General features: G+C 45.5%; 34 protein-coding genes. All 34 read left to right on the top strand.

Features of this window, described 5'->3' with window-relative positions; genetic code table 11:
* Positions 1 to 91: 91 nt before the first annotated feature.
* The 34 genes from F0232_RS04785 (at position 92) to F0232_RS04945 (ending at position 26,261) form a co-directional block, all read left to right on the top strand.
* Positions 92 to 466 (top strand): hypothetical protein, encoded by a 375-nt coding sequence (locus F0232_RS04785; protein WP_105057285.1) that lies wholly within the window; start codon positions 92 to 94, stop codon positions 464 to 466.
* 299 nt (positions 467 to 765) lie between these two features.
* The gene (locus F0232_RS04790) at positions 766 to 981 is read left to right on the top strand and encodes an HP1 family phage holin (RefSeq protein ID WP_048663574.1); all 216 of its coding nucleotides are present in this window, start codon (positions 766 to 768) and stop codon (positions 979 to 981) included.
* On the top strand, positions 962 to 1,489 hold the full coding sequence (locus tag F0232_RS04795; RefSeq protein WP_105057284.1) for a lysozyme: 528 nt from the start codon (positions 962 to 964) through the stop codon (positions 1,487 to 1,489). The genes F0232_RS04790 and F0232_RS04795 overlap by 20 nt, the downstream gene beginning before the upstream one ends.
* 14 nt (positions 1,490 to 1,503) lie before the next feature.
* On the top strand, positions 1,504 to 1,860 hold the full coding sequence (locus F0232_RS04800; RefSeq protein ID WP_171750717.1) for a hypothetical protein: 357 nt from the start codon (positions 1,504 to 1,506) through the stop codon (positions 1,858 to 1,860).
* The gene (locus F0232_RS04805; RefSeq protein WP_243645881.1) at positions 1,832 to 2,074 is read left to right on the top strand and encodes a hypothetical protein; all 243 of its coding nucleotides are present in this window, start codon (positions 1,832 to 1,834) and stop codon (positions 2,072 to 2,074) included. The genes F0232_RS04800 and F0232_RS04805 overlap by 29 nt, the downstream gene beginning before the upstream one ends.
* Positions 2,075 to 2,173: 99 nt before the next feature.
* Positions 2,174 to 2,644, top strand: coding sequence for a hypothetical protein (locus F0232_RS04810; RefSeq protein ID WP_048669324.1), 471 nt, complete (start codon positions 2,174 to 2,176; stop codon positions 2,642 to 2,644).
* Positions 2,625 to 4,724 (top strand): terminase gpA endonuclease subunit, encoded by a 2,100-nt coding sequence (locus F0232_RS04815; protein WP_105057282.1) that lies wholly within the window; start codon positions 2,625 to 2,627, stop codon positions 4,722 to 4,724. Before F0232_RS04810 ends, F0232_RS04815 begins: the two co-directional genes overlap by 20 nt.
* Positions 4,721 to 4,942: a hypothetical protein gene (locus F0232_RS04820; RefSeq protein WP_105057281.1), complete on the top strand. Its 222-nt coding sequence runs from the start codon at positions 4,721 to 4,723 to the stop codon at positions 4,940 to 4,942. Before F0232_RS04815 ends, F0232_RS04820 begins: the two co-directional genes overlap by 4 nt.
* Positions 4,935 to 6,428 carry a phage portal protein gene (locus F0232_RS04825; RefSeq protein WP_171750718.1) on the top strand — a complete coding sequence of 498 codons (1,494 nt, stop codon included), beginning with the start codon at positions 4,935 to 4,937 and terminating at the stop codon, positions 6,426 to 6,428. The genes F0232_RS04820 and F0232_RS04825 overlap by 8 nt, the downstream gene beginning before the upstream one ends.
* Positions 6,409 to 8,421, top strand: a complete 2,013-nt coding sequence (locus F0232_RS04830) for a ClpP-like prohead protease/major capsid protein fusion protein (RefSeq protein WP_105057279.1) — start codon at positions 6,409 to 6,411, stop codon at positions 8,419 to 8,421. The genes F0232_RS04825 and F0232_RS04830 overlap by 20 nt, the downstream gene beginning before the upstream one ends.
* 68 nt (positions 8,422 to 8,489) lie before the next feature.
* Positions 8,490 to 8,831, top strand: a complete 342-nt coding sequence (locus F0232_RS04835; RefSeq protein WP_105057278.1) for a capsid cement protein — start codon at positions 8,490 to 8,492, stop codon at positions 8,829 to 8,831.
* Positions 8,831 to 9,157: a hypothetical protein gene (locus tag F0232_RS04840; RefSeq protein ID WP_105057277.1), complete on the top strand. Its 327-nt coding sequence runs from the start codon at positions 8,831 to 8,833 to the stop codon at positions 9,155 to 9,157. The genes F0232_RS04835 and F0232_RS04840 overlap by 1 nt, the downstream gene beginning before the upstream one ends.
* Positions 9,138 to 9,662, top strand: a complete 525-nt coding sequence (locus tag F0232_RS04845) for a phage tail protein (protein WP_105057276.1) — start codon at positions 9,138 to 9,140, stop codon at positions 9,660 to 9,662. Before F0232_RS04840 ends, F0232_RS04845 begins: the two co-directional genes overlap by 20 nt.
* 10 nt (positions 9,663 to 9,672) lie before the next feature.
* Positions 9,673 to 10,149, top strand: a complete 477-nt coding sequence (locus F0232_RS04850) for a hypothetical protein (RefSeq protein ID WP_105057275.1) — start codon at positions 9,673 to 9,675, stop codon at positions 10,147 to 10,149.
* On the top strand, positions 10,097 to 10,690 hold the full coding sequence (locus F0232_RS04855; protein ID WP_105057274.1) for a phage baseplate assembly protein V: 594 nt from the start codon (positions 10,097 to 10,099) through the stop codon (positions 10,688 to 10,690). Before F0232_RS04850 ends, F0232_RS04855 begins: the two co-directional genes overlap by 53 nt.
* On the top strand, positions 10,687 to 11,019 hold the full coding sequence (locus F0232_RS04860) for a phage baseplate protein (protein WP_105057273.1): 333 nt from the start codon (positions 10,687 to 10,689) through the stop codon (positions 11,017 to 11,019). Before F0232_RS04855 ends, F0232_RS04860 begins: the two co-directional genes overlap by 4 nt.
* Entirely contained in the window at positions 11,016 to 11,996 is a 981-nt protein-coding gene (locus F0232_RS04865) for a baseplate J/gp47 family protein (protein ID WP_105057272.1), read from the top strand. Before F0232_RS04860 ends, F0232_RS04865 begins: the two co-directional genes overlap by 4 nt.
* Positions 11,980 to 12,630 carry a phage tail protein I gene (locus F0232_RS04870; RefSeq protein ID WP_105057271.1) on the top strand — a complete coding sequence of 217 codons (651 nt, stop codon included), beginning with the start codon at positions 11,980 to 11,982 and terminating at the stop codon, positions 12,628 to 12,630. The genes F0232_RS04865 and F0232_RS04870 overlap by 17 nt, the downstream gene beginning before the upstream one ends.
* The gene (locus F0232_RS04875) at positions 12,627 to 13,163 is read left to right on the top strand and encodes a phage tail protein (protein WP_050650694.1); all 537 of its coding nucleotides are present in this window, start codon (positions 12,627 to 12,629) and stop codon (positions 13,161 to 13,163) included. The genes F0232_RS04870 and F0232_RS04875 overlap by 4 nt, the downstream gene beginning before the upstream one ends.
* The gene (locus F0232_RS04880; RefSeq protein ID WP_105057270.1) at positions 13,163 to 13,957 is read left to right on the top strand and encodes a hypothetical protein; all 795 of its coding nucleotides are present in this window, start codon (positions 13,163 to 13,165) and stop codon (positions 13,955 to 13,957) included. The genes F0232_RS04875 and F0232_RS04880 overlap by 1 nt, the downstream gene beginning before the upstream one ends.
* The gene (locus F0232_RS04885) at positions 13,941 to 14,294 is read left to right on the top strand and encodes a tail fiber assembly protein (protein WP_231900996.1); all 354 of its coding nucleotides are present in this window, start codon (positions 13,941 to 13,943) and stop codon (positions 14,292 to 14,294) included. The genes F0232_RS04880 and F0232_RS04885 overlap by 17 nt, the downstream gene beginning before the upstream one ends.
* Positions 14,295 to 14,379: 85 nt before the next feature.
* Complete coding sequence (locus F0232_RS04890) at positions 14,380 to 14,577, top strand: hypothetical protein (protein WP_048616549.1); 198 nt, start codon at positions 14,380 to 14,382, stop codon at positions 14,575 to 14,577.
* On the top strand, positions 14,577 to 15,746 hold the full coding sequence (locus F0232_RS04895) for a phage tail protein (protein ID WP_105057269.1): 1,170 nt from the start codon (positions 14,577 to 14,579) through the stop codon (positions 15,744 to 15,746). Before F0232_RS04890 ends, F0232_RS04895 begins: the two co-directional genes overlap by 1 nt.
* Positions 15,739 to 16,227 (top strand): phage major tail tube protein, encoded by a 489-nt coding sequence (locus F0232_RS04900; RefSeq protein ID WP_105057268.1) that lies wholly within the window; start codon positions 15,739 to 15,741, stop codon positions 16,225 to 16,227. The genes F0232_RS04895 and F0232_RS04900 overlap by 8 nt, the downstream gene beginning before the upstream one ends.
* Before the next feature lie 83 nt (positions 16,228 to 16,310).
* A complete protein-coding gene (locus tag F0232_RS04905) occupies positions 16,311 to 16,874 on the top strand; it encodes a hypothetical protein (RefSeq protein ID WP_105057267.1) in 564 nt (187 codons plus the stop codon).
* 112 nt (positions 16,875 to 16,986) lie between these two features.
* Positions 16,987 to 19,728, top strand: coding sequence for a phage tail tape measure protein (locus F0232_RS04910; RefSeq protein ID WP_105057266.1), 2,742 nt, complete (start codon positions 16,987 to 16,989; stop codon positions 19,726 to 19,728).
* 2 nt (positions 19,729 to 19,730) lie between these two features.
* A complete protein-coding gene (locus tag F0232_RS04915) occupies positions 19,731 to 20,099 on the top strand; it encodes a phage tail protein (RefSeq protein WP_017101206.1) in 369 nt (122 codons plus the stop codon).
* The gene (locus F0232_RS04920; protein ID WP_048666405.1) at positions 20,096 to 20,299 is read left to right on the top strand and encodes a hypothetical protein; all 204 of its coding nucleotides are present in this window, start codon (positions 20,096 to 20,098) and stop codon (positions 20,297 to 20,299) included. The genes F0232_RS04915 and F0232_RS04920 overlap by 4 nt, the downstream gene beginning before the upstream one ends.
* Entirely contained in the window at positions 20,299 to 21,273 is a 975-nt protein-coding gene (locus F0232_RS04925; RefSeq protein WP_048666404.1) for a hypothetical protein, read from the top strand. The genes F0232_RS04920 and F0232_RS04925 overlap by 1 nt, the downstream gene beginning before the upstream one ends.
* A 1-nt stretch (position 21,274) precedes the next feature.
* Positions 21,275 to 22,537, top strand: a complete 1,263-nt coding sequence (locus F0232_RS04930) for a tyrosine-type recombinase/integrase (RefSeq protein WP_105057265.1) — start codon at positions 21,275 to 21,277, stop codon at positions 22,535 to 22,537.
* 50 nt (positions 22,538 to 22,587) lie between these two features.
* Entirely contained in the window at positions 22,588 to 22,884 is a 297-nt protein-coding gene (locus tag F0232_RS25010; protein ID WP_082242625.1) for a MarR family transcriptional regulator, read from the top strand.
* A 776-nt stretch (positions 22,885 to 23,660) separates the two neighbouring features.
* Positions 23,661 to 24,971, top strand: a complete 1,311-nt coding sequence (locus F0232_RS04935) for a nucleoside 2-deoxyribosyltransferase (protein ID WP_105057263.1) — start codon at positions 23,661 to 23,663, stop codon at positions 24,969 to 24,971.
* A 1-nt stretch (position 24,972) separates the two neighbouring features.
* Positions 24,973 to 25,596 (top strand): 7-cyano-7-deazaguanine synthase, encoded by a 624-nt coding sequence (locus F0232_RS04940; protein WP_029225518.1) that lies wholly within the window; start codon positions 24,973 to 24,975, stop codon positions 25,594 to 25,596.
* Positions 25,593 to 26,261, top strand: a complete 669-nt coding sequence (locus F0232_RS04945) for a hypothetical protein (RefSeq protein WP_105057262.1) — start codon at positions 25,593 to 25,595, stop codon at positions 26,259 to 26,261. The genes F0232_RS04940 and F0232_RS04945 overlap by 4 nt, the downstream gene beginning before the upstream one ends.
* Positions 26,262 to 26,284 lie beyond the last annotated feature (23 nt).

Below are 26,284 nucleotides of genomic sequence, written 5' to 3' on the forward strand. Positions count from 1 at the left end.
TTATTTTTGGAAAATGTAATTTATTTTATATAAGTAAAATTTTATTGAATTTATTTTAAGTGAAATGGATAATATATAAGGATGCATTATAATGTATAAAATCGGAAACCAATCTATTATGATTAATTCTCTTGTAATGGGTTTATTATTTAGTCTTTGGTCATCTTGGGCTTTCTCTAGTACTTACGTAGCCGGAACAAAAACTACGATTCGAGGTATTAATTCTTACAATAGCGAAAATGCAGAGGGCGATATAAGAATTCTCGTAAATGATATTGTCTCAGGGTGTGAGTCGGGATACTTTTTGACCAGTGAGAATGTAGGAATAGGCAGAACCCTTAGTATAGCTTTATCAGCATTACATACTGGTAGTGAGGTTGTTATAGACGGTTACAAAGGAGTTCCATGGAGGGCTTCTAAGAAGTCTACTTATTGTGAAATTCATGCGATTAGAATTGTAAAGTAATTGAATTGCAAGGTTTGATGTAATCATATTTTTGTATTTAATAATACAGCTCATACGATACCTCGGTATTAGTGAAAGAAATATTCTCTGCCTTAGACTTAAGGTGGAGATATATTTAGATACACAAGTGGCGAATTAAAATATAAGTTGTTTAATCGATTGACTTCCCCTAAAAAAAGTGCGATAAAAATACTGTGCAAGACCTCGTCCATTCGGCGGGGTTTTTTCGTTTCTACCGTTTATAACTGACAAAGCACCCGTATTCATGTGAAAGCCGGGTGCTTTTTTGTGAGCGCAATATGCAAGAGAAAATCAGTTCTTTCGTTTCATACGTGAGTGCTCTGGCCTATGCAGGCTTTGGTGCATTGACTTTGCAAGATTGGGTTAGCGTCATAGGTTTGATTTTTGTGATAGTGACTTATTTTACTAACCGGTATTACAAAAAAAAGATCGTAGAGATAATCAAAGCGAATCCAGAAAAAGCGGTGAAAGTTTATGCGAAGCGCGATCTCTAAGGGGGTGTGTTCAGTCGCTGTCGTGCTCGCGCTTGCTTTTAATTTAATTTCGGATTTGCGAACTAGCCAACAAGGCTTAAGGCATATTGCCAATTTTGAAGGGTGTCGAACTCAAGCTTACCGATGCAGCGCTAAAGTCTGGACTCACGGCCTTGGCCATACTCAAGGAGTCAGGCAAGGCGATACTGTGACCCAAGAGCAAATCGCCCGTAATTTCATCGCTGATGTGAAAAGTGCCGAAAATTCTGTAAACAAACACCTAACCACTGACGTTACTCAAGCTCAGTTTGATGTCCTGGTGAGCTTTGTGTTCAACCTTGGCGTTGGCAACTTTAAACGTTCCACCATGCTTAAGTTATTTAACCAAAACCAACCTTTAAAAGCGTGCCTCGAATTTTCACGTTGGGTCTATGTTAACGGCAAAAACTGCAGGGACCCTGATAGTCAATGTTCAGGGGTCGTGAAACGTCGCGAATTAGAACAACAAGTTTGTTTGAACGGCTGGTAAAAAGGAGAGGCTTTATGAACTTCTCTATCAAAAGTGCTTTGTTGATAGGTTTGGTTATTTTGTTGCTTGGTAGCTTTGTTTTCTCTGCGTATCTACTTGATTTAACCAAAGTGCAGGCAAAGCGCTACGGTGAGCTTCAGGGGCAGTTTCAAGACTCATTGAACAAAAATAAATCACTGTCTATCACCGTTAAAACCTTAAGTGATGAAGTTAGGCAAGCGCAAAGGGCCGCTGATGTTTTGCTGCTAGCTAAGGACGCTCGGAATGCTGAAACGATTCGCACAGTGATCCAAATAAAAGAGGTACTGGTTCATGAAAAATGTGCAGATGTGCCTATTCCTGATGCTTCTGAGTGGTTGTACTACGACTGAGGTCATCACTGAATACCAAGACCGGTTGGTGCTTCCTCCGGCGGTGTATCTGACTTCTTGCACACAACCTTTTACTTCTCCGCCTAAAACCTACGGTGAAGCGGTAGAGCGCGACCCGGTGTGGTTAGAAGCTTGGCGCAATTGCGCTGACCAAATCGAGCATTTACGTAGTTTTTATGGCTACGAGAGTGCGATAACAAATATGGGCGAATAACACTGACTACTTTGGTGGTCGTCATCCGTTATTGTCCGTAATTCATTTCTTACGAGGGCTTGACACACGGAGAGGCGAGACTCATTCAGAGGGCTTTCAATGAACAATGAAAAACGACTTTGGAATTTGACCGAGTTGGAAGCGTTCGATTATCACCGCTCTACGATCCGAAAAAAGCTTAAGTCTGCAGGTATTGAGCCAATCGCCTACAAAGGCAATATCCCCCTTTACGATGTGGTTCAAGTTGCCCCGTATTTATGTAAAGCAATGATTAAAGAAAGTGATGCTCCGGATTTAATGGGTTTTAAAACGGCCGCAGAGCTTAGGGCTTATATCCAGTCGGAACGTGAAAAATTGGCGCTTTTGAACGAGACCGGTGAATGTGTGGATAAAGCTGACTATGAGCTTGAAATCGGCACTTGCCTTGCCAGTGTGAAGAGTTTTAAAGAGAAAGTGATCACTCGTGTTGAGTCTGCGATAACCAGTGCCACCCCGCAAGAGCTTGAATATTTGGATAAATTATTGAATTTCGATTTGAAGGCAATTGCAGATGAGCTTGAAAACGTTTGATCCCCGTTTAGGTGTTCAGTTTGCGGACGCCGCAGAAATAAGAAGAAAGTTGGCTTATTTGTGTCGACCTGCCAATAAAAGTCCTGTTCTTGCCGCTGATGAAGGTTTGTGGATTTCTGATGGGACGGATGTGACGAAGTTCTTATCGAGTCAAGTTCCTTACATTAGAGAGCCGATGGAGTGTTTATCGCGCCGTATTTACGAAGCGGTGATTTTAATGGGGCCAGCGCGTTCAGGTAAAACTAAGGGGCTGGTTGAAGGGTGGATTAATTATACGGTGACGCAAGACCCTGGCGATATGTTGCTGATCTATTCTACAAAAAAGAAAGCAGAGAGTATGTCTAAAAAGGATCTTGCTCGTTGCTTTGCTGCGACGGAAGAGATCAACAAGCTACGAACCGGTCGGAAATCCGACGATACGCTCACGTTTAAGCACTTTCTTAATGGGATGAATTTGAGTTTGGACTCTGCGACCGAAAGCAGTTTATCTGCCGAAACGTTCCGTTACGCCGGTTGTTCGGATTACGATCGGGCCGATGATGGCGTAGGGCAAGAAGGGAGCAAATTTCAGCTGATGCTTAAGCGGATTCAGAATGCAAAGTCTTCTGGGATGGCGATGGCAGAAAGTTCACCAGGGCGTCTCGTTCGCCAACCTAAGTCACCGGCAGAGCTCGGCCCTCATGAAGCCCAGCCGTGTGGGGGAATTGCTCAGCTCTACAATCAAGGTGATCGTCGGCGTTTCTATTGGCAGTGTGATGATTGTGGTTTTTGGTTCCTTCCTGATTTTGAAACTTTGCATTGGGAAGACAAGTATTCAGATCCTCAAGATGTGGCCAAGTCTACTTATTGCCAATGTCCACGTTGTTTGCACCGTATTGATGAGCACCAAAAACAAGAAAAAAGTTTAGCGGCCCGTTGGTTTCGTGAAGGGGCGGTGGACTCGTTTGGTGAAGAGGTCACGGATGAAGACAAAATACGCCAGTCTAAATGGGCGTCGTTTGGGTTTGAAGGTGTCGTAGCGGCCTACCAGAGTTGGGAGAACTTAGTTTATCGTTATCTCACGGCTCAAACCTTGTATGAAGAGAGCGGTGATGAAGATTCTTTGATGTCTTTTTATAACATTGATGTTGGCCGTCCTTATATCTTACAAATCGAAGGAAAAGACATTGGTGTGCATGAGCTGATGGAAAAAGCCAAAGGTAATCCTTATTTGCGTGGTGTGGTGCCTGTTGGTGGTCGCTTCTTGATCATGAGTATCGATGTTCAAGGTGGAAAATCCAATGCTCGGTTTGTGGCTCAAGCTCAAGTGTTTGGCGAAGGTCTGCAACGTTGGGTGATCGACCGCTTTGAAATTTTAACGACACCACATCGAAATGGTGATCGTATTAACCCTGCCATTTACGCGGAAGATTGGGACCTACTCATCGACCAGGTGATCAAGAAAACTTACCCCGTTGCCGATGGCAGTGGGCGAGTCATGAAACCGATATTAACACTGTGTGATTCTGGTGGTTCGGCTTCTGAAAAAGACGGTAAGAAAACTTCAGTGACCGATTTTGCTTATCAGTTTTATAACCGCCTTAAAGCGAAAGGGTTGGCCCATTTGTTTCGACTTGTGAAAGGGGCCAGCAACAAAGACATGGATTCACTGATTAAAGAATCTTACCCAGATAAGCGCAGCAAACTGGCGCATGGTGAGATCCCTTTATTACTGCTGCACACCAATCGACTAAAAAACCGTGTGGTGGCCAGCTATTCCCGTGAAGAATTTGGCTCTCGGTATTTCCATTTGCCCGCCTGGGCGGAAAGAGAGTGGTTTGATGAACTGACGGCGGAATTCATCGATGAAAAAGGCCAATGGATTTGCCCTGATAAGACGAGTAACGAAAGTTTTGATTTATGTGCGTATGCCGAAGCGGGGATGCACTTTCTTGGTGGTGATGACATCCATTGGGAAAGCGCACCCCCTTGGGCGTCTGAATGGCAGATTAACCCGAATGTGATTGATGCTGACTTACAGCCTGTTTTCGAGCGCAAGCCTAAGAAACGTTATAACCACTCAAGAGGTATTTTCGGATGAGTTTAGTGATACCGACCAATCAAGAACGTTTGCAGTGGTACCTCGAAGCCGAACAGAAAATCTTACAGCAACAGTCGGTGAAGACGGCAGAAGATGAAGAGTTGACCTTGGCGAGTTTAGCGACGGTGCGTAAAGAGATAGAGCGTTTGCAGCGCCTTATCGCTCTGCAAGTTCAAGGGGGACGACGCTCTATGATACGGAGAAATTATCTTGAGTAGCCAAAACTTGCTCGACAAGATCGTGGCCATATTCAGTCCTAGGAAAGGGTTGGAACGTGCCTACGACAGACGGCTTTTGAATAAATACAATGCAGCACTTTCCCGTAATCCGCACACCAAAAAGACAAATAAACAATCAAAAGGCGATGCCAATTCGTTGAACAGAGGCGCGAAAGCGGTGTATCAACGTGCCCGACATATGGATGAAAATAACCCGTTTGTTACGGCCATTTTGGATGAGCTTTGTGCCAATGTGATTGGTCCGAATGGCATCATGGTGGAGCCTCAGCCTCTAAATCACAAAGGGGAAGTGCATGTCGAATGCGCTCAGGCGATCATGACCTGGTGGGAGAACTTTTCTTTAAATCAAAACATCGATGCTGAACATTCTCGCGCGGAAACGGAGTGGCTTGCGGGTCGAACATGGTTTCGTGATGGCGAGGTGTTTTGTCGAATGTTCATGGGTAAGCACAGTGATTTGAATTACCCAACAGAGACGCCCTTTGCGGTGCAACCCTTTGAGCCTGATTTTATTCCTTCCCACATAACGGAAGCTGAAGGTGGGCTGTTTGAAGGTATCAAGCGAAACAAGCTCGGGCAGGCTGTGAGCTATTTGATTCAGAGAGACTCAAGAGGGTTTGAGTTCGTTGATGTCGATGCGCAGTTTGTCTGCCATTTAAAGTTTACTCGGCGTTTTCATCAAAACCGTGGCATTTCCCTTTTGCATTCCATTTTGGATTTGGTCGATGACATCGAAGATTACGACCGATCTGAGCGTATTAGTGCCCAGATAGCGAGTCGTTTTGCTTATTACATAAAACGAGATCCGACATTGAATTCAAATGCAACGGACGCGTTTGATCGCGGCGGCGATTTGTTTTTAGGGATGGGAAATTCGTTTGAACTGGCACCCGGTGAAGATGCAGGGGTGGTGGAGAACAACCGAAAAGAAACCATGAGCAGCCCGTTTCGAAATGCCCAGCTTCGATTAGCCAGTGGTGGCGCAGGAGTGAACAACTCTAGCGTCACCCGAGACTATAGCAACGGCAGTTATTCCGCTCAGCGCCAAGAGTTAATCGATTCGTTCAGTCGTTATCGAGTGTTGCAGCGAAAGTTCGTTTTAGGTTGGACTCGTCCACAGTATCGACATGCTTTGCAGATGGCGATGTTAGCCGGTGAAGTCAACATCCCCGCAGGGGTTAAGCGAGACTCTATTTTTAATGCGATCTATCAGGCGCCAGTGATGCCATGGATTGACCCTAGCAAAGAAATGGTAGGCGTCGAAAAAGGAACCCGTTTAGGTTTGCATTCCTTAAGTCATGCACAACGTGAACGTAATATTAACCCGTTGTCGACTCGTCGCGAAATTCAATCTGAACGTCAACAAATGAACGATATGCACATCGTGAGTACGTCGGACCCTGCTCATGCGGTGAAGCTCAACAATCAAAAAGAAGAGGCAAACAATGCCAAAACCAAAGAATAGCTGGTACACGCTTAAGAACGAAGCCGATGTGATTAAGATTTGGGTGCATGGAGATATCAGTGCTTGGGATATTGATGCAATGGAAATCATTGCGGCGTTGCAAGTGGCCAACAATAAAGAGGTTGAATTGCGAATGCTCAGTGGTGGAGGCAGCGTTTACCAAGGTCTTGCAATGTATAACGCACTGAAGGCGCATAAAGGAAAGGTGATGGGCATTGTCGATGGCATGGCCGCGAGCATTGCGACTTATGTCCTGCTTGCTTGTGACTCTATCCGTATGCCTGAAAATGCCATGTTGATGATCCATAACCCTACTATCGGAGCGTGGGGCGGTGAGAAGGAAATCAACTCAGCGTTTCAACAGTTGCAAGCGGCGACCAAGACCATTTCTGAAGCGTACGCTGAAAAGTCGGGTCAACCTCTTGAAGAAGTACTGACTGCCATGGAGAAAGAAACGTGGTTCACCGCGCAAGCCGCTAAAGAGTGGGGGCTTGTTGATGAGGTGGTTGAAGCGGTTGACCTTAGTAACGCATTACAAAACCTCGATGAATCTGATTTTAAGAATTTCAAACAAGCGCCAGCCGAGTTGATGAATTCGCTAACGCAACTGGTGAATGAACCGACACCTTTAGCAGCGTCTGCTCAGCCAAATGAACCTCAAATAGACAAACCTAAGCAGGTAAGCGACATGCCGAAACCAAATGAAGAATTACAAAACGCTGTAAAAGCAGAGAACCAACGCCAAGCAGATATTCGTGCGTTGTGTGCTCAACATAAAGTCAGCGAGGCACTCACCAATGAAATGCTGGCTGACTTATCGTGCTCAGTGGGACAGGCATCCACTAAGATTTTAGAAAGTATTGGCAGCCAATCAGCGGCAGGTCAACAAGAGCCTGAAGCGAATTTGACGGCTACGCACATGAGACTTGGCAACGGTAACCATGTCAAAGAGGAACTGCAAAATGCGTTGAATGCACGTTGTGGTGTTGAGGATTTAAAAAAAGACAACGCGTTCGGTCATGAGTCATTACTGAATATGGCGCGCGCTTGCCTCGATGTGAATGCTCGAAGCGCGATCACCAAGAATGAATTGGTGAACCGAGCGTTTAACTCCGGTGATTTTGGCGACATCATCACTGAAGGTATTCGAACCGTGATGCGCGATGAAGCGCAAGCAAGAGCTCCGATGTGGCGTGAACTGGCTAACGTAGAGAACCTGACGGATTTTCGTGAAACTGAGTTAGTGATGGTTAATGACGCGCCGGACTTGATGAAAGTAGCGGAAGATGGCGAATACAAAGCGGCGATCTTAAAAGGCAGCGGTGAGCGCATTCAGCTTGCGACCTTTGGGCGTGAAATCCAGTTTACTCGTCATGCCATCATTAATGATGAAATTGGCTTAGTGGCGAAGGTGCCTCGTAAATTCATGCAGTCCGGTTATCGTCTGTCAGACAAGCTGATGTTTAACGCTATCCTCGCAGGCAAAATGGCCGATGGTGGCAATGTCTTTAAAGTAGGTGAAGATAAAGACTGGGGTAACTTTATCAATGACATTCCAGCAGGCGATTACGCGGCGATGATTATGGCTCTGCATAAGGTATTTGCGACAGCAACCACCATCCCACTCAGTGGTGAAGCAGGGCAAGGCGATGCGTTAGATCTTCGTGGTGAGGTTCTGATTGCGAGTCCAGACCATGCCTCAATGTTTGAAGCGGTTTTGAATACGGCGAGTAAACCGGATGCCTTTAACCCGGCTTATAGAAAATTCGGTAAGGTGATTGAAACCGCGCGTTTAGGCGAGGTGAATGGCGCTCTGGCACTAACAGGTAAAGACTTTGATACCGTAGTGATGGGCTTCTTAGATGGCCAGCAAGACCCATGGCTAGAAACGGGCGACGGTTGGAGCAGCGATGGTGCCAAGTTCCGCATTACTTACGACTTAATGTCGAAGGTATTGGATCGCCGTGGTATTGCCCAAGCGACCTTTGGGTAAAGCTTGGAAGAACAGTTTGATTTGATTCACAGGGTGAGCATTGCTCGCCCTTTTTTAATGGTGACAATATGCGTTTAAGCGATGGGAAAAAGATTGTGGCGACCGTGCCAACGGGTGGTTTTAAGAAAGATGTCCCTTGTCTACTTGGAGCTTTATTAGTGGTGCCCAACTTTACGGCAAAAGCTGGTGAGATGGTGGTGTGTTACACACAAGGTCATTTTGATGGCCCGATTAAAGCCGGTGATAGCGTAAGCTTTGCATCCGAAGCGGCTTACTTTAAAAACGGTGAGTTTACCAAGACAAAGCCCACGGCATCGGGGGACGTATCTCAACCGGTTGGGGTGTTCATTGATGGTGGGGTGCTTCTGACTGGCGGTGTACTCACTGAGTTTGTGACTAACGACTCGTGATGAGTGAGTTTGAATCGGCTCGGCGTCTTATTCGTCAATCTATCCAACGTTGTTTTGGTCGTCCTCTTTTTTTGATGACACCACAAGGAAAGCAGATTGAAGTGATCGGATACATCCGAAGTCACGAGAAGGGCGTGAATCAAGTGTATTTACTGGCTACGGATTCTGAGCTCCCTGAAAGCTGTACTTTGCTTTATCGCGATAAACGGTACCGGTTAGTTTTTGATACAGCGGCTAAAAGTCCCAACGGCACGAGTCAGCTTATGAGGGAATATGTCCTGGTATTCGATCCCCAAGGTGCGCAGCATGAGTGGTCTGAATTTTAGTCGTTCCCAATTGCTTTTAGATACTGAGTTTATTCGTCGTTATGAAGCGTTTTCAGAAGAAATTCCGAAAGCAGTACTTCGCGCGGCTTCGCTCACCTCTCGATGGTTACGAGGGGTATCGATGGCAGAGCTTGGCTATGAGCTCAGTATTGATAACAAAGCGCTGCGTTCGCGATTTCGAGTGTACAAAAACGGTCGCGTGTCGAAGCTGTGGATTGGTGTTCGTGAAATTGGTGTTCACCGACTGGGTAAGCCCGTTCAAAACCGCTTAGGTGTCCGAGTGGGTGAGCATTTTTTTGCTGGCGCGTTTATTTTTCCGATGGATAGCGATGAACTCTTGGTATGGCGAAGGCGCGGTAAGTCGAGATCTCCCATAGAAAGAGTCAACATCGATATTGCGGATGATGTGGATTCGATTGTTGAGAACTACTTACCCGATATTAATCGTAAATTTGAGGCGTTTTTTCATCGTGAATTCAAACACGTTCTTTCGCTCGCCGCGTGAGTGGGTCTTATTGGTGGTCAATCACTTAGAGCAGCGGCTTACGCTTAAGGTCGATACTGTTTATCGACGCCAAGCGGTGGAGTTGGCCCACACCACCATCAGTTATCACATTGGTGAGGCCGAGCCGGTGAATGAATATGCCAACGACGGGCGTCACCTTCATGACATTGAATTGAGGTTCTTGGTTGAAGTACCTATATCCATGGATGGGTTTGATTTGGAAGCGTTGGACGCTTCAACGCGTGTAGAGCGAGAATTGTTGAATCAACAATTTGGTGCGTCGAGCGATTTAGACGGTGCGATAGTGGTGTCTAATCTTCCTAGCAAATTTGATCCAAAAAATGGGGTGTTTGCACGAACCGTGACGATGAAGCAGCGTATTCGATTAGGCCCAGTGGAAGAGAGCTGGCATTACATTGATGGGGGCTCCCACCATGCTAACCAAGCTGATGAAGCATGTGAGCGCATTAGAGAAGAAGGTGCTTGAATTACATGAAGAGTTAGAAGAGAACAATCGCGCTTCGGCCAATCTACTGCGCCTAGGTGTTGTTGTGAAAGCAGAGGCAAACACCGTCGATATTCAGACAGGGGATAATCTTGTAAAGAGGATCCCTTTTTTTGTGCTTGCGGCAGGAAGGGTCAGCCATTATCGGCGCCCTTCAGTTAACGAGCAGTGTTTGCTGATGAATTTGGGAAGCGGTGACAACTTAAACAATGCCGTGGCGTTAATGGGATTACCTTCGACTCACTTTCAAAGCCCCACACTCAAAGAGAACGAGGTGATGACCGATTACGGTAACGGCATGTCAGAGCTTTATAACCTCGATAACGGCTCTCTTATTTGCCGGTATCCAGGGGGCATGAAGATCTATGGTGATACTTGGCAGGACGGGGATTATCAAGCTACGGGAGAGGTCGCCGATCATACTCGTTCGATGCAAGCTGACCGAGAGATTTATAACGAACACGATCATCCTGGCATACTTCCTGGTCCTGCGAAAACCAAGCCAACGGAGCAACAAAAATGATTGGTATTGACCCAAAAACAGGGAAAACGGTAACCGGTGCCAGCGCCTTGAGCTGTCGTTTTGCAAAGGTACTAACGACAGAAGTCAGTTCACGAGTAAAACGCCGAGGCGTTGGTAATCGAGCGGTTTCGCGTTTGGGAAAGCAGCAGACACCCACCGAAGCCATGATAGTTCAAAATCTAACGTTAGAGGCTTTATCCAATCCATTAAATGGGTTAACGGATTATCAAGGCATTCAGTGCCAAGCCATCCCACACTTGAATGGATTCAGAGTGAAAGTCTCGGGAACATGGCGCGGTGAACCTCTGCAATTGAGAGGGGTATTATGAGCAATAAACCTCAAGCTTTCAGTGAGCCCAACTTTGAATCTCTGCTGGATGAATACATCAATTTTGCGGTGGAATATTGCGCTCAGCGAGATGAAGATAAAGCGAAACAATTACGCGAGGCCTTTAATAATCAAGGTGAGCTGCTCGCTCAGGTGACACAAGCGTTTGTCTTAAAACGAACCGCTGAAATACGAGAGCAGAACCATCAAGCTTTGCAGATGTTTCGTAAGTACGTGACCGATACCGAAATGGTAGATTTGTTGGCGTTGCAATACAGTTTAAAGCGTCAGGTCATAGAAGCCGGTGATGATACGGTTTTTCCCACAAAGCCTGCAGTCATGGAGTCTAATCAAAGCCTGCTTCAGCGTTTTGATTTAGCGCCTTTCCAGTTTCATACAACGGGCACTCGGCTTGGTTATCGTTTTCATGCCATGACTTTAGAAGAGCGGCCCACCATTACGGTGAATTCTGAAAAAGATGCTCTGGTAATGCGTTATGAGTTTCCTGAAACCTCCTTACCTAACCCTATCAAAGATGCGCAAGCTAGGATGCTAGAACCTAATTCAGGCAAAGTTTGTGTGGCGTTATTAAGCCGCACATCACCCAATGGTGTTCCAAGTGCGGCATTGCTTGAAAGAGCAAGACAATACCTAAACCGCGATGACATCGCGCAAGAGTCGGATGAGGTCACGGTAAAAGCGGCAACGCCTAAGCCTTATCAAATTGAAGTGACGCTTTTTACAGGAGCGGATCCCAACAATGAGGTCGAAAAGGCGTCGGCGGTCGTTGTGGCTTGGCAGTTTGCCGAAAAAGCACAAAGGCTTGGCGGCATTATTGACCGGGAAGAAGTGGCCCATATCTTTTATGAGCTGGGTGCGAAACGGGCCAAGGTTCAAGCACCGGCAGTGGATGTGGTGTGCGCTTGGGATGAAGCGCCACATTGTACGGAGGTGATGGTGAATGTCCGATCTGAATAAGGCGTTTCTATCGGTTCAGCCCAATAATGCTTCTCTTATTGAAGAGGCTTTGGAGTTTGCTTGGACAGAACTTATTCAATCCACTTTTTGTCCGTATCCCAACCTCAAACAACCTTTATTGACGGAGAAAACCTTTGTGGTTTTGCTTGCGGGTGAGCGAGGTGTAACGGATTGGAAGCCAAAAGACACGCTAGAAAGTCAACGTAAAACGGTGGATAAGGCGTTTGATATTCATCGAAAAGCCGGAACGCGATTTGGTTTGTCTATTGCACTGGATGCGATTGATTGTGATGTGGAAGTGACACCTTGGCATCAAATGCAACCAAGACACGCGCCGTATCATATTGAATGTATCGCATGGCAACGAAACCAGCCGCTTGATAAGGCGGCGACAACCCGAGTCTTAAGTCGCATTGAGAGCACGAAGTCTGAGCGAGACACGGTTGATTTCATTATGGCCCTTGGCGCTGAATTTGGGTTTGAATTTTCAGCGGTGAAGCACAATAGCGTTATTGCGAAAGACGATCACTGCAGCGGTAACATTAAAGCCTCATCAGGCTTTGCTTCTCTGTATTGGTGCGCAGCCACACGCCTAATTATTACAACTGATTTTGAATTTGGAGCAGTAGCATGAGTTATGTCGTGCAATACACCGATGCGGGGCTCGCTGAGCTTATTAGCGCTCGCCACCAAGGGCTAAAAGGAGCAATCAAATACATTGCTGTGGGGGATCGTAGTTATACACCGACGACAGATCAGAATGCGTTGAAAAACGAACTTCAACGCGAAGTCATTTTGGACTGGGAGGAGCTCAGCCCCACACAGTTGAGAATGGGCGCCGTATTCAAAGGCAGCCAAGAATATGAGGTTCGTGAAGTGGGGTTCTTTTTAGAATCCGGTACTTTGTTGGCGGTGTATTCAGCCCCGAATACATTACTGACATACAAATCGGCGAATTCGAGTTGGTTACAGAAATTCACACTGGATGTGTCGCCACTGCCGAGCAGCAGCGTGACAATCGAGGTCGGGACCGAGAATGTGAATTTACTGATGTCTGAAGAGGTGCTGACCACTGCTATCACAACGATCTCTTTGGGAACAACACAAATTAAAATAGCTCATCAGCATTTGTTGCTTAGTGAGCGGCTAAGAACGGAGCTAGGTTAATGAGTATCGAACAAAAGATTACAGATTTACAGCGAACTTCGGCAGAGCAGACAGCAGCTTCACAAGCGTTGTCGCAAGAAGTTGCAGGAAAAATGGGGGAGATTGATCAAAAACTGGTTGAAGCCAAAGATAGCTTTGATCGTTGGCGTGATGACGTTCAAGCAAAAGATATCAATGGTCAAAGTGTCTATAAGTCGGTGATTGATTTAACGGGGTTGAGTACCGACCATTTTTATCCAGTCTGGTGGAGAATGCCAGATAATGAAGAGGGGTGCTCACGAATCACTATTTCAAGAGGGTCTTCGGAAGACCGAAATCTGGCTCCTTTCGGGCAAGGGGCTTTTATTGCAGGGTTAAATCTGCAAATAGAAGGTGTGGGATCTTTCTGGAGTGGGGATGCAAATTACCTGACCATCAAACGATTTTCTCAAACCTACCGAAAAACTGTCCGAGCAGTTCAGTTTGGTATGAAATGTATTGCTCGCCCCATTAGCAATGTTAAGCCTTTATATGCAGGGTATGAATCCGGGCAGGTCGTAGACCATTCTTGGCGAAGTGGGTGCTACCTCAGAGGTGGGCTGACTTATCACGTAAGAAAAAGTTTCGATGGCCAGCTCTGGTATAGCCGAGAGGATGGGGAAGTGTCAGCAGGAATATTTTCACCTGCAAATTTTGAAATTGAATGGAAAGTTAAGGCGTATCATATCGATGATCCATTTCTTGGCTCTGACTATGAAGAGCATCGTCTAGCTTATACGTTAGATTACGATAAACGTTATGCAAGAAAAGACTGAGGGCGACATGAGTTACTATATCAAAGAGTTGACTTATTCTAATGGAGAGACACTTTACAATGTGCCCGCAGAACTAGGCATTTTGATCGAAATGGGCTTTAGTGAAGATCGAGCTTCAGAGATTTGCCTAGAGGCTGAACATGAGGCGCTATGGGAACTTATTCGAGCAGAGCGTCATTCAAAGCTTATGGAGACGGATTTTACTCAAGTGGGTGATGCTCCAATTACAGATGAAAAGAAGCTTGCGTTTGCAGCGTACCGTCAAGCGCTTCGCGATTTACCCCAAAACTTTTCCAATCCAAATGACGTCATTTGGCCAGAAAAGCCAACCCAATAAACCGCTTCTCATAAGGCGGTTTTTTTGTATCTAGACAAAGCCCTTTACAGCAATGTGAAGGGCTTTTTTATTGGAGCGTTTCTCTGTGCAGAAATCAAAAGTAAAAACATTGGAATACCCGATCATCAAAGAGTTTCGATTGAATGGTCGTTGGGTGTCTCCAAATGAAAAAACTATCCACCTTTTGCCTCAACAAACGGTCTTCCTTATCCAAAACGGGAAATTAGGGCCAGCGATTGAAGTCAAGGTGTCGTCTAAATCCACGGAAAAAGAGGGCAAGTAATGCTCACGCCAATCCAAGATTTTGAGCTCAATGGGGTAGAAGTTAACACCATTGAGCCTCAACCAAGCATGGGGCCACTCGCATTACAGGTGGTTCACTTAACCGGTACCGCGCCAAATAAGAGTACAGGCTTGAGTTATAACGAGCCAACGCGTTTATGGAATTACAGTCATGCGATGTTATCGCTTGATAGCGTCGGGACCAGGCAAGGCACATTGCCTAATGTGGTTCGCTACTTACTTGAATACGTTAAGTGCCTTGTGTACGTCACGATTGTAGAAGCCAATGCGGACGCATCCGTGACTGAAGCGAATATCATCGGCGGGGTAAACAGTTCTACAGGAGCGATCACCGGCCTTGAAACCGTTAAGGCGTGCGCTGAAACGCCAACCATCATTGCGGCGCCAGGCTTTAACTCGAAAGCCGTGGGTCAAAAGCTGGCGCTTATTGGTCGTGACGTTCGCTGTCGTCCGGTTCTTGATGGCCCAAATACCAATGATATGGCAGCTGCAGAGTTTGCCGCTGAATTTGGCTCGGAAGGGACGGGACAAGATAAACTGTCGATTATCGACCCATGGTTTTTGAAAACCTATGACGGCGTGCAATCTCTTATGCCTGCTTCTATTGCTTTGGTGGCAGCGATGGCCTCGGTTGAAGGCTGGGATAGTCCGCAAAATCGAGGGGTACTTTGTGATGAAACTGCTCGTAATGTTTCTTACAAAATTAACGATAAAACCACTCAAGCCAATTTCCTGAATAAGCATGGCGTGGTGACGATTGCTCGCACACGAATGGGGGGAATGTCTATCATTGGCAACCGCTCTAATACCGGGCGCTTTCTTTCTCATGTCGGTTTGGAAGATTTGATGGCGCGTAAGCTGGAAGAAACCAGCCAACCGTTGATGGGTAAGCAGCTTACCGAAGAGTTCATGGAGCAAGTTGTTGACCGTTTAACGAACTGGGGCCAAAACTTGGTGGCTCAGGGCGTTATCCCAGTATTCAAAGCATTCCTACACCCAAGCAAAAACAACCTAGAGAATTATACCTCTGGGCGTTGGTACTTGTGTGTTAACTATGGTCGCTATGCTCCGAATGAGCACATGGTCTATGAAATGAGTGTAGACAACGGCCTTATCGAAGCGTGGTTAGAGGAGGTCGTCAATGGCTGATCGTATTCGCATGCGGCTCTCGGCGCAGATTGAATCTGTGCCACTGATGAACGAAATCGTGGAGTTCACTCCGGTTGATATTAAAACCAAGACGGTGTCCAACGAGGGCTCGTTTGTCGAGTCTGAAGATGTCGTGGGCTTTGAGCCACTTAAGTGGACGCTTAAAGTACGTGGTGATCATCAAAAAATCCAAAATTCCCTTGGCCGCTTCTTTATGGATAACGCTCAAATTAACGTGACGGAAAAAGGAAAAGACACCGATCAGGCGAAGTACCAAGAGGTTTACTCGATGTACGGGCCAATCACCAACATCAAAAAAGATGCAGTGAAGATGGGAGAAAAGCCAACCGTAACCATTGAAGGTACCTGTAAAGCATACAAACTCACCGATACGGGTACTGTCATTCACGACATTAATGTCGATACGGGCAAGACCGTCGTTGGCGGTGTGGATTTGATGGGGACGGCGGGTATTAGTTAGGATTGGAGCTAACCCCGAATTTGGGGTTAGCAATCAAAACCTAAGCCACCCAAATCGGGTGGCTTTTTTTATGGGAAAAATTCATGAAAAATCAAAGCAAACTGACTTTTTTCTCGCGTGAAAGCGTGACCCTTAAAACGATCCCTGTTGCGCAGTTCCGTAAGCTGCCACACATCGAAGCCGGACAAGAACTCACGGCTAAACAGCTCTTCGAACAACGTAAAGCCGTGATTATGGCGTGCAGTGATGTGACCAAAGAAGAGTTCGAAACCTTAGCGGTGCCTGACTTCAATCAGCTCTATGACGACATCTGTGATTTGATTCTAAAACCATCAGATGAACTGCAGGGTGAACAGCTTAATGGTAAGTCGGTAGAGTTTGCCTTGCTGCATCCTTTCGAAAATGAAGTAGGTGACAAGATTAATAAGGTGAAGTTTGCCATTCCTAAAGTCGCGCATTCCGAAGCGTTGGCGGACATCACCGAAGAGCGAGCGCGTGAAGATTTCATGTTTGAGGTGATCACGGGCTTGCAAAGGTCCGATCTTGATTTTCTCTCAATCAATGATTATCTGGCGCTAAAACCGCAGGTGGGCGCTTTTTTTCAACAATCGGCGGCGTACTTTCGCCCGATGACGTTGAGAGCCTAATCGACCTCGTTCCAATGCACCGAAATACATCTGAGTCTGAACTAAGGCGATGGCCACAAGATGTCGCGGTGCGTCGTTATGAGCTTATTCTCGCCAAACTTGGGGTGAAATAATGTCCGAGAAAATTAACCTCGTTCTGAATACCACCGTCAATGGTCTTGAGGACATTGTTTCAACGACCACAGCCACAGAGCGGTTAACCGCGGCACTTGAAAGCCAGCGTGGAGAGGTGATCTCACTTAATGGCAAGCTGAAGCAATTAAATGGTTTTGAGTCTGCCAGCAAGCGAGCAGCTAAGTTAGCCGGTCAGCTTGATGATGCTAAAGCAAAGGTGACTCGCCTTAGTCAAGAACTGGAAGACAACAAACAGCGAACTTCGGGTCTTCGGGTTGAATACAGTAAGACACAAGCGGAGATAAAAGGCCTCAATTCTCAACTGAAAAAGGCCTCGGGCGAAGGGGCCATTGATTTAAAGAATCGGTTATACGAAGCGCAAAAACGGCTAGATTCGTTTAACGATGAGATTCACCAGGGCAAGGTGAAAACCAATGAGTTGAATGCGGCCTATAAAGCGGCAGGTAAACGGGTTACCCAGCTAACCGATAGCCAAAATAAGCAGCGCGATAAACTCAGAGGGCTGGGCGCCGCGTTAAAAGAGTCTGGGATCAATACTGGCCGTATGAGTGATGAGCAAAGAAAGCTCGAAGCTCAGGCAGAAAAGGCCACAGCGGCTATCGCCAAACAAAACCGTCACTTGAAAGAGATGAAATCAATTCAATCACGAATTGATACTCGCGATGCAAAATTGAGTGAGATTGGCGGTCAAGCGACGTCGCTTGCCATGGCTGCAGCACCAATAGCGGCGACGGTGTGGTCGGCAGTTAAGAACGAAAGCTCGTTTGCTGATGTGAAAAAGGTGGTCGATATGACCCCTGAAGAAGCAGATGCCATGCGTAATTGGTCGCTAAGAACCTCCACTGAAACACCGATGAGCGCCAATGACATCAACGCTATGTTGGCAGCTGGTGGGCAAAGCGGCATCAAAGACAAAGCCGAGTTAAAACAGTTCGTGCTCGATTCTGCACAAATGGGTGTCGCTTTCGATATGGAAGCAGGCCAAGCGGGTGAAACCCTCGCGGTATTTAAAGCCGCATTAGGGTTAGATCAAAATGGTGCAATGGGCCTTGCTGGCCTTGCCAACCATTTATCGAACAACTCGAATGCGAAAGCTAGCGACATTGCAGGCGTAATGGCTAGGCAAGGCGCGTCTGCCAAAATGGCGGGGTTCTCCGCTAATGAAGCCGCGGCGCTTTCGGCGTCGATGTTGTCTGCAGGTATGGGGGAAGAACGCTCTGCAACCGCACTTAAGAATATTTCAGGTCGCCTCACTCTTGGCGGCGCAGCAACCAAAGCGCAGCAAACCGCGTTATCAACCGTAGGTTTCGATTCAGTAGATCTCGCCACATCAATGCAAAACGATGCTTCGGGGACGTTATTGCAAGTGCTTGAAGCCATAAGAGATGCGCCATTAGAAGAGCAAAGTGCATTAATCACTCAAATCTTTGGTGAAGAAGCGAAAGGGGCTGTGGCTTCACTGGCGGGTAACACGGATCTATTTCGTAAAACGCTCAAGTTAGCTAAGCAAGGGCAAGACGTACATATTCAGTCATTACAAGACGAATATGAGGCGCGAATAAACACCAGTGAAAACGGCATTTCTCAGTTCATCAACAAGGTGAACCGTTTAAGCGTGATCGTTGGTACCGCTCTTTTACCTGCGCTCAATTGGGTACTTGAGCCATTAGGTGATGGCATCAATCTATTGGCGGATTTTGCCGAAGCTAACCAGGGCGTTACGGCTGCGGTTGGAATTGGTGTTGCTGGCTTATTGGCGTTTAAAGGCGCGATGTTAGCAGGCAAAGCCGCCTCCCTTATCTTTGGTAATACCCTCGATAAAGGGCGCTTGTTTCGAAAGGGCTTAAATCGAGAAACCCAACAAAGTGGCCGAGCAGCGGCTTTTGCAACGAAACAACTTAGCCGGCTAAACCGAGCCATGATGAGCATGGGCTCTGGTCGTGGCGGGAGAGGAAGTGGCGGTGGTTTGGGTGCCAGTGGTCGTCGGTCAAAAAGCCGAATCCCTCCACGTAAGTTACGTTCACGAAACCCGCTTGCTCGAGCTTACAACATGGCGAGCACAATGATGACGGCCAACCGGGGCGCTTTGCCATTATCGTTAGGCGGTGGCGCATTAGCGATGATGCCAAGCGTTGCGATGGCGCAAGATGGCATTGCGCTCGCCGGTGATGTGGCTCAAGGTGCGGGTAAAGCAGGCTTAGGCAAATTACTTAGGCCGCTTGATATGGCGATCAGTGCCGGCAATATCGCAACGGCCGTCACCGAAGGCGACACCAAAACCGCCTTGGCCGAAGGTGGTGGGCTACTTGGCAGCATAGGAGGGGCCAGTCTTGGCGCGACTATCGGAACAATGGTCTTCCCTGGTGTCGGTACTGTGATAGGCGGTTTAGCCGGTTCGTTATTAGGCGATCTTGGTGGTGAGTTTTTAGGGGGATGGTTTGGCGATAAGCTGGATTCGCCCGACGATAAACTCATGGCTTCGGAAACGGTATCTGAAAAGTTAGTCGAGAAAGAAAAAAACGAATCTCTCATCCGTCAAACCCCCAATGTCATCTTTAAAACTGATGTCGCTATTCAGGCCGCACCAGGTATGGATGAACAGAAAATTGCAGCCCAGGTTACCGCTCAAATTGACCAGCAAATGAAGTCCCAATATGACTCTTTAACGGGGCTTACCATCGACGATTCCATTAACGTGTCAGCCATTGATAGAGGATAACCATGCATCATTTAGTGATTGGGGAGTTCGTGTTTTCGGTTGGAGATAAAACGCCCATAACGAAGTTTGATAGAACAACGGCAGGCGCTTACTCCGAAGTCGGCCTCATTGATAATGCGCGTTCAGAGCGAACGGGCAGACCACTTGAGACGATAGATGTTACAGCAAAGTGGCTTCAATACAGCGCCGCTAAGTCCGTGGACGTGATTCGTGCCTTGATTGATGAGCCTCAACAAGTGAGTGACGGTCAAGGTTTTAACCTGGGCCGTTGGACGATCAAACAGATTAAAGAGGGGCGCAGTGAGCTTATTCATGATGGGCGCGCCATGGTGACGGATATGTCTTTGCAGCTCTTGGAGTACCGTGGATGAAAATATTTGCGCGTAAAGGGGAATTAATCACTGATTTACTCTTTAAACAAACAGGTCAAGACAGCGATCAGTTAGAGATCGCGTTTTATCGCCTTAATCCGCATGTCCGTGGTGATGCCTTCACTGCAGATACCCATGTCCATATTCCTGAAATATCTACGGTGAAACCCACTCAATCTGTTACGAGGTCTTGGGACTAATGTTCAAACTAGTCGGCAAAAATAGCGAACTGTTATTGGCTCGCCTTAAATCGTGGCGTCTATCTGATGGCAACGGGATTGAGGGGGATAGCCTTTCTTTAACGATCAACTCTGATGACATTGACGGCATTCCCCCGAAGGGAGAAAAGTACTCAGTCTATTTGGGTGAAGTGCTGCGTGATGAATTTCAAATATCGAAACGTTCCATCAGCTTACATCCCCGAGAAGTGACTTTGGTGTTGTCTGTCGCCCCTTTCAGTATTAAAGATGAAACCGGTTATCGAGAGCGTAAATCGATGAGCTGGGACAAGACAACACTGGCTCAAGTTGTTGCGGATAATGTGACCCCTCATGGCTTTCAAACTTTTGTGCATCCGAGATTACAAAAAATTGAAATCGCGCATGTCGATCGTACTGATGAAAGTGCGCCTTCGTTTTTGTACCGGCTGGCTAAGCAATATGATGCTGTCGCTAAACCTATCGATGGTCGCTTTATTTTTGCTCCCAAGGGGGAAGCCAGAAGCGCCAGTGGCAAAGACATTGAAACCATCACGTTATCGCAGGCCAGTGGTAATCAGCCACAACTTCCGAATTTCATCAACGTGAGTATCGACCTCGATGGACGAACGGATGTCGCCGGTGTTAAGGCATTTTATCTTTCGACTGAGGACGGCACTCGACAGGAAGTGAGAAAAGGTAAGGCGCCATTTAAATCGATAGGTAAAGACAGAAACAGTCAACAAGAAGCAGAGCAGGCATGCGCGAGCGAACTCAGACGAATGCAGCGAGAGGGACGAAAGCTCAGTATCGAAGCGCCGCCGAACCCAGCGGTATTTGCGGAGGGGCTATTGATTCTCGATAGCTCTTTCCCTGGTGCATTCCAAGGAACGTGCTCAATAGACAGCGTTTCGTTTTCAGGCCAAGGCTTACAACCAAGGCGCATGAGTATTAAAGCCACTTTAACAGGAGAATAGAATGATTAAGTTGAATGCCGGTGTTCATCATGCCGCTACTGTTCGCTGTAAGATTTCAGATGCACAGATCAAGAGATATGCAAAGCTGACTCATGTGAGGCAGTTGAAAGACGAACGGTACTCGGTGTATTTACGCTACAAGAAAAACAGACAGCAAGGCTCTTGGGTTTTTTATGAGTACAGAGGTAGCAAGCAAACCGCTCACGTCTTTGGGAAATACCCTAACTTGAGCGCGAAACACATCCCAGACGTTGTCGAGCATATAGTAAAAGAGCTCTCCATTGGCATCAGAGCCCGCTCTAATGAATTTACTACCGTCGATGAGTTGTTGGTTTGGTATTTAGATATGGAGACGCGAAACGGGCACTTATCTAAAAACCGGCTGACTTCGCTTAAGGCCATGATTGACTCACACCTGATTTCACGTCTTCACTGTGTCGAGATTGCAGGGCTTTCACATCGCGAGATTGAAAAAAAATTGATGAAGCCTTTACGCGAAGGGCTGTACTCAATCAGTTATATTCGCTCGATCTTTCAGGCGTTAAAAGTGGCGTTTAATCAAGCGAGAAAAATGAACAAAATTGGGCATGATCCGCTAAATGGCATGGTGTTTACTGATTTTGTAAAGGCCAAAATCAAGCCTAAAGGGTGTAAATTGCTCGTCGGGCAAATTGCGGACTTACTTGAGCAGTTTGGTCAAGCTGAGCCATTGACTCGGATGTTGTGCTTGATGATGGTCAGCCACGGCACACGTATTGGTGAAACGCGTAAAGCGAAGTGGTGCAACATTTGTTTCGTCACCAAGCGTTGGAAAATTCCGAGACATGATACGAAGACAAGAAAAGAGATCTTATACCCCCTAACCGATGAGTGGGTCAGTCTGCTTCAGGCCTATAAAGCATGGCAATTGGCTAAACATTATAAAGGGAACAACCTTTTTCCATCTTCCAAACGAGACCAGGGACCAGTATCAAGCGCTGAGGCCAGCCAGATGATTAGAGCCATAGCGAAAGGAAGTTGGACAGCTCATGACCTAAGAAAGTTAGCGCGTACCGTGTGGGCTGATATCGGGATTGATTACCTGGTTGCTGAGACGTTATTGAATCATGCTAAGGGAAAACTGGAACAAGCGTACATTCACACTCACATAGAATTACAGAAGTCAGAAGCCCTCAAAACCTATCATTCGTGGCTAAAAAATTGCTGGCGAACCTGTTTTATACCTGATTTTCGAAAAACGTCCACATTAAAAATGATCAGTTAAATAAACAAGTAAAAGCCATCTAGATCTTAATTGCAGAGGACAGTATTAGTATGGGTAATTTTGAGCAAAAAAGTGATTTGAGTCACGTTTTAGTGGCGGCTGCGCGACTTGCTCCGCACCAGGTGAAATGGGTGAGGTTGAGTAAGACACAATTGAGAGTATTGGATTCGATAAAACAGCATGAGGAAGTGACAGCGCAACTTATTGCTAAGCGATGTGATTTGTCACCAAGTTGGGCAAGTTCTCTTTTGAGAAGTTTATATCTGAGATGCTACCTAACAAGAGTAAACGTTGGGTTAGATTTTGGTGGAGTTGAGTTTCGGTATCGTCGTTTGGTTTCTCGCTGAACCGTATCAAACAAGCGTTTGATTGTGCTGTCGCTGTTATGAGAGCTCACGGGTGATTTTAGATTATGTATATAAATTAATTAGATAGGTTCTTCTGGAGCCTATAAATGTTCAAACGGGTCCACACCCCGCGAAATAAAAATTTTTCGGGTCATATGGTCACCACCGCTAAATAGTTTTCTCTCAACACATCTAGTCGTTTCTGATTGAGTCGTGATGCGTAACGCTGAAAATAAATTTAACTTTCATTGCTAGATAACTACTTTTTTGTAGTTATGCGTGTTGGAGAATATGAGATATGCATCAGAGAGGGTATTTGTCTGTTACGTTATAGTCAGTGCTTCTGCGACGCTACGCGTTGATATTGTTAGTGAAAGGATTTTTTATATGGGAAGTACAGGCTCTGGACGTTTTACGGATTATACGGGTGTGAGAGATGCTACAGGTCAAACGGGTGGTGAAAGTGGGACGGACAAATGCGAACTATCCTTTTCATGTATTCTCGAAGATGTGGGACAAGCTAGCTATTACAGTACTCATGGTTCACTACCAACTATTGGCACCACAGTATTGATTCAACTAGGTCAACCTCGAATTGTAGCTGTTCATAGTCAGAGTGGTTTAGAGTGTGGAGCTCTTCCTACACAGTTTAATTATCTAGCAGCGTGCATGAATGATGGGCATTCATATGTGGGGATAGTTACTAGAGTTACAACAACCCCATTGCCATTGATTCAACTTGATGTTCGACACATTTAAATCTAGAGGATGAACTCATGGTTCTAGTTGTTGGAGAGGTTTTTGTTGATTACACGCTTTCAACCTTTAACGAGAAATGCAAACTAAGACTCGGAGGAGTTGTTCATGCATGTCGAGGTCTCTGGGCTAGTGATAAGCGTTATAGCGCAGCCATAATTTGCCCAGAATACTTGCAAAAAGAAGCACAAAGTTACCTAATTGCACATGGATGTGAAGAAGTCATTATTCTCGGGGATATTACTGGATCACCTAATGTTATCTCTATCTCTGATGTAAAAGAGCTAGCACATCAGGGTTATGAGGACTTATTAAGGGATAATAAAGAGGTTAAACTTAAGTGCGTACACCAACAACTTGATAGTTTTGAAGATGTGTTGATTTTTCCAGGGAGCTTTAATCTTGAAGAATTATTTGAGCAATTCTCTAGCAATGCCAAATTTAGTTTTGATATAGCTTATGGAATAGAATCTTTTTCAGAACTAGATTTCTATAGTGGAAGAATTTCTCTTTTGCTTACATCTACATCCTCCGAACTATTTGAATCTAATGCTAAACAAGATATTACTCCACTTATAGGTTTAGCATCTTCTTTGTCCGTCGAATGTTTCATACTGAAAGAAAATCGAGGAGGAAGTCGAGTATTTGATTTGACTTCTGATACCTCAGTAAGAATACCCGCAAAGTTAGGGATAACTCAAAACTCTGTAGGGGTTGGAGATGTTTACTCTGCCGCAGCTATAGCGCATAAAGATTTAGGTTGGGAGAATGCAGCATGGGTAGCCTCTATTGCTGCCACTAGCTACTCTCAAACAACTTTCCCAGACGATTTCAAACGTGATGTGCAAAGAAATCTATCTCTACCATTAGATGTTACGAAAGGACTAGGAGGAGTGTATTTACCTTGGCATGAAAGACCTAAATACAACATATACCTTGCGGCACCGGACTTTTCGTATATAGATAGAAAGGATCTGGACTATGCTATAGCGAGTATGGAATATCATAATTTCACGCTCCGTAGACCAATTGTTGAGAACGGTGAACTAAATGAAGAGTCTTCAGAACTTGAGAGAAGGCAGACATATTTTCAGGATGTAAAACTTATTGAAGAATGCGATGTAGTGTTCGCTATTCCTTTAAATCGTGATCCTGGAACATTGATTGAAATTGGTATAGCTCAAGCGACTCAAAAACCCGTTGTTACTTATGATCCAAATGCGGAAAATGATAATAATATGGTAATCATGGGTAGTAACTCATACTCAACAGACCTTGATTCAAGCCTTAATTCTATATTTGATATTCTTTCGGGCATGGAAAATAAATAAAATGGAAAAAGCAATAGTACTAACATCTGGTGGTTTAGACTCCACAACGGTTGTGTATCAGCTCATAGCTAAAGGTATCGAAGTGTACCCCCTATTTTTTGACTATGGTCAGCATTGTGTGGAAACAGAGTGGGCAAGGCTTAACGAAGTAATTCCCCTGGATCTTGTAGTAAAACCAGAAAGAGTTGATATAAGTCAAATATTTGAAGGTTCTCAATCAAGGCTTATAAAAGAAGCTGATTTATGGAATGAAAATGTTATAGATGAAGACCTATACATACCATATAGAACCATGTTATTTTTCGCCGCCGCAGCTGCACGAGCTCAAACATTGAACATTTTCAATGTATTTACTGGTTTTATAAACAGTAATCATGCAAAAGAGATCGATTGTACTTCTGCTTTTATGAATAAATTAGATGGACTGACAGAATCAATTGGACCTGTTAGATTCCATTCACCTTTTAGGTTCGCAAGTAAAGCTGATGTAGTTAGTGCAGCTCTTAAACTGGATGTTCCCATAGGGAGGACATTCTCATGCCAGGCTTCAAGTTCATTTCCTTGTGGCGCTTGCCCAAATTGTGTCGAGCGTCTAAACGCGCTTTCTGAATTTATTGAGATATGAAAACTAATTTAAAAACAATTGAATATGCGGTTGATATATTGAAATCTGCTAGACAGCTAGCAGATTACGCCATTGAGTTAGGTGTATCTCAAGAGGAACGAGTGCACCGTCCTGTATATGATCATATGGGAGCTATATTGGCTGATTCTATCCTTCAGGCTGGGCTAAATTATGCATCTGTTGTAAAGCCCAGAGTTGAATTTATTCTTAACTCGCATTCAGAAAAAAGAACGTCATCTACTCTTATTGAAATGATTGATAATCAACAAACGGCAGATTTTCTTAACTGGTCGCATACAACAAAAATCAATCGGTTCGAGAGTATCGTTCGTTTTATGTACTCAAATGATGTAAATACTTCGGCAGATCTAAGAGAAAAATTAGAACTAGATAGTTTTGGAGTTGAGCTTCTTGAATTAGATGGAGTTGGACCAAAAACTGTCGATTACATGAAGTGTCTAGTTGGAATAGATTCTGTAGCGGTTGACCGCCATATTCGAACTTTTGCGCAAGAAGCTGGGATTGTGCAGAAGGACTATGAGTTTTTGCATAAATCATTTTGTTCTGCTGCTGACTTACTATCGATATCTCGTAGAAGTTTTGATTCTTGGGTATGGAGTACTCTTGCTACGTCAAAAAATCCCCAGCAATCATTCATTTTTTGATTACATCAGATGCTCTACTTTTA

The sequence above is a fragment of the Vibrio sp. T3Y01 genome (assembly GCF_013114525.1).
Taxonomy (GTDB): domain Bacteria; phylum Pseudomonadota; class Gammaproteobacteria; order Enterobacterales; family Vibrionaceae; genus Vibrio; species Vibrio chagasii_B.

What these genes read in the sequence shown, in the direction of transcription:
- F0232_RS04785 (WP_105057285.1), top strand. Translation starts at nt 92, where the DNA reads ATGTATAAAATCGGAAACCAATCTATTATGATTAATTCTCTTGTAATG.
- F0232_RS04790 (WP_048663574.1), top strand. Translation starts at nt 766, where the DNA reads ATGCAAGAGAAAATCAGTTCTTTCGTTTCATACGTGAGTGCTCTGGCC.
- F0232_RS04795 (WP_105057284.1), top strand. Translation starts at nt 962, where the DNA reads ATGCGAAGCGCGATCTCTAAGGGGGTGTGTTCAGTCGCTGTCGTGCTC.
- F0232_RS04800 (WP_171750717.1), top strand. Translation starts at nt 1,504, where the DNA reads ATGAACTTCTCTATCAAAAGTGCTTTGTTGATAGGTTTGGTTATTTTG.
- F0232_RS04805 (WP_243645881.1), top strand. Translation starts at nt 1,832, where the DNA reads ATGCTTCTGAGTGGTTGTACTACGACTGAGGTCATCACTGAATACCAA.
- F0232_RS04810 (WP_048669324.1), top strand. Translation starts at nt 2,174, where the DNA reads ATGAACAATGAAAAACGACTTTGGAATTTGACCGAGTTGGAAGCGTTC.
- F0232_RS04815 (WP_105057282.1), top strand. Translation starts at nt 2,625, where the DNA reads ATGAGCTTGAAAACGTTTGATCCCCGTTTAGGTGTTCAGTTTGCGGAC.
- F0232_RS04820 (WP_105057281.1), top strand. Translation starts at nt 4,721, where the DNA reads ATGAGTTTAGTGATACCGACCAATCAAGAACGTTTGCAGTGGTACCTC.
- F0232_RS04830 (WP_105057279.1), top strand. Translation starts at nt 6,409, where the DNA reads ATGCCAAAACCAAAGAATAGCTGGTACACGCTTAAGAACGAAGCCGAT.
- F0232_RS04835 (WP_105057278.1), top strand. Translation starts at nt 8,490, where the DNA reads ATGCGTTTAAGCGATGGGAAAAAGATTGTGGCGACCGTGCCAACGGGT.
- F0232_RS04840 (WP_105057277.1), top strand. Translation starts at nt 8,831, where the DNA reads ATGAGTGAGTTTGAATCGGCTCGGCGTCTTATTCGTCAATCTATCCAA.
- F0232_RS04845 (WP_105057276.1), top strand. Translation starts at nt 9,138, where the DNA reads ATGAGTGGTCTGAATTTTAGTCGTTCCCAATTGCTTTTAGATACTGAG.
- F0232_RS04855 (WP_105057274.1), top strand. Translation starts at nt 10,097, where the DNA reads ATGCTAACCAAGCTGATGAAGCATGTGAGCGCATTAGAGAAGAAGGTG.
- F0232_RS04860 (WP_105057273.1), top strand. Translation starts at nt 10,687, where the DNA reads ATGATTGGTATTGACCCAAAAACAGGGAAAACGGTAACCGGTGCCAGC.
- F0232_RS04865 (WP_105057272.1), top strand. Translation starts at nt 11,016, where the DNA reads ATGAGCAATAAACCTCAAGCTTTCAGTGAGCCCAACTTTGAATCTCTG.
- F0232_RS04870 (WP_105057271.1), top strand. Translation starts at nt 11,980, where the DNA reads ATGTCCGATCTGAATAAGGCGTTTCTATCGGTTCAGCCCAATAATGCT.
- F0232_RS04875 (WP_050650694.1), top strand. Translation starts at nt 12,627, where the DNA reads ATGAGTTATGTCGTGCAATACACCGATGCGGGGCTCGCTGAGCTTATT.
- F0232_RS04880 (WP_105057270.1), top strand. Translation starts at nt 13,163, where the DNA reads ATGAGTATCGAACAAAAGATTACAGATTTACAGCGAACTTCGGCAGAG.
- F0232_RS04885 (WP_231900996.1), top strand. Translation starts at nt 13,941, where the DNA reads ATGCAAGAAAAGACTGAGGGCGACATGAGTTACTATATCAAAGAGTTG.
- F0232_RS04895 (WP_105057269.1), top strand. Translation starts at nt 14,577, where the DNA reads ATGCTCACGCCAATCCAAGATTTTGAGCTCAATGGGGTAGAAGTTAAC.
- F0232_RS04900 (WP_105057268.1), top strand. Translation starts at nt 15,739, where the DNA reads ATGGCTGATCGTATTCGCATGCGGCTCTCGGCGCAGATTGAATCTGTG.
- F0232_RS04905 (WP_105057267.1), top strand. Translation starts at nt 16,311, where the DNA reads ATGAAAAATCAAAGCAAACTGACTTTTTTCTCGCGTGAAAGCGTGACC.
- F0232_RS04910 (WP_105057266.1), top strand. Translation starts at nt 16,987, where the DNA reads ATGTCCGAGAAAATTAACCTCGTTCTGAATACCACCGTCAATGGTCTT.
- F0232_RS04915 (WP_017101206.1), top strand. Translation starts at nt 19,731, where the DNA reads ATGCATCATTTAGTGATTGGGGAGTTCGTGTTTTCGGTTGGAGATAAA.
- F0232_RS04920 (WP_048666405.1), top strand. Translation starts at nt 20,096, where the DNA reads ATGAAAATATTTGCGCGTAAAGGGGAATTAATCACTGATTTACTCTTT.
- F0232_RS04925 (WP_048666404.1), top strand. Translation starts at nt 20,299, where the DNA reads ATGTTCAAACTAGTCGGCAAAAATAGCGAACTGTTATTGGCTCGCCTT.
- F0232_RS04930 (WP_105057265.1), top strand. Translation starts at nt 21,275, where the DNA reads ATGATTAAGTTGAATGCCGGTGTTCATCATGCCGCTACTGTTCGCTGT.
- F0232_RS25010 (WP_082242625.1), top strand. Translation starts at nt 22,588, where the DNA reads ATGGGTAATTTTGAGCAAAAAAGTGATTTGAGTCACGTTTTAGTGGCG.
- F0232_RS04935 (WP_105057263.1), top strand. Translation starts at nt 23,661, where the DNA reads ATGGTTCTAGTTGTTGGAGAGGTTTTTGTTGATTACACGCTTTCAACC.
- F0232_RS04940 (WP_029225518.1), top strand. Translation starts at nt 24,973, where the DNA reads ATGGAAAAAGCAATAGTACTAACATCTGGTGGTTTAGACTCCACAACG.
- F0232_RS04945 (WP_105057262.1), top strand. Translation starts at nt 25,593, where the DNA reads ATGAAAACTAATTTAAAAACAATTGAATATGCGGTTGATATATTGAAA.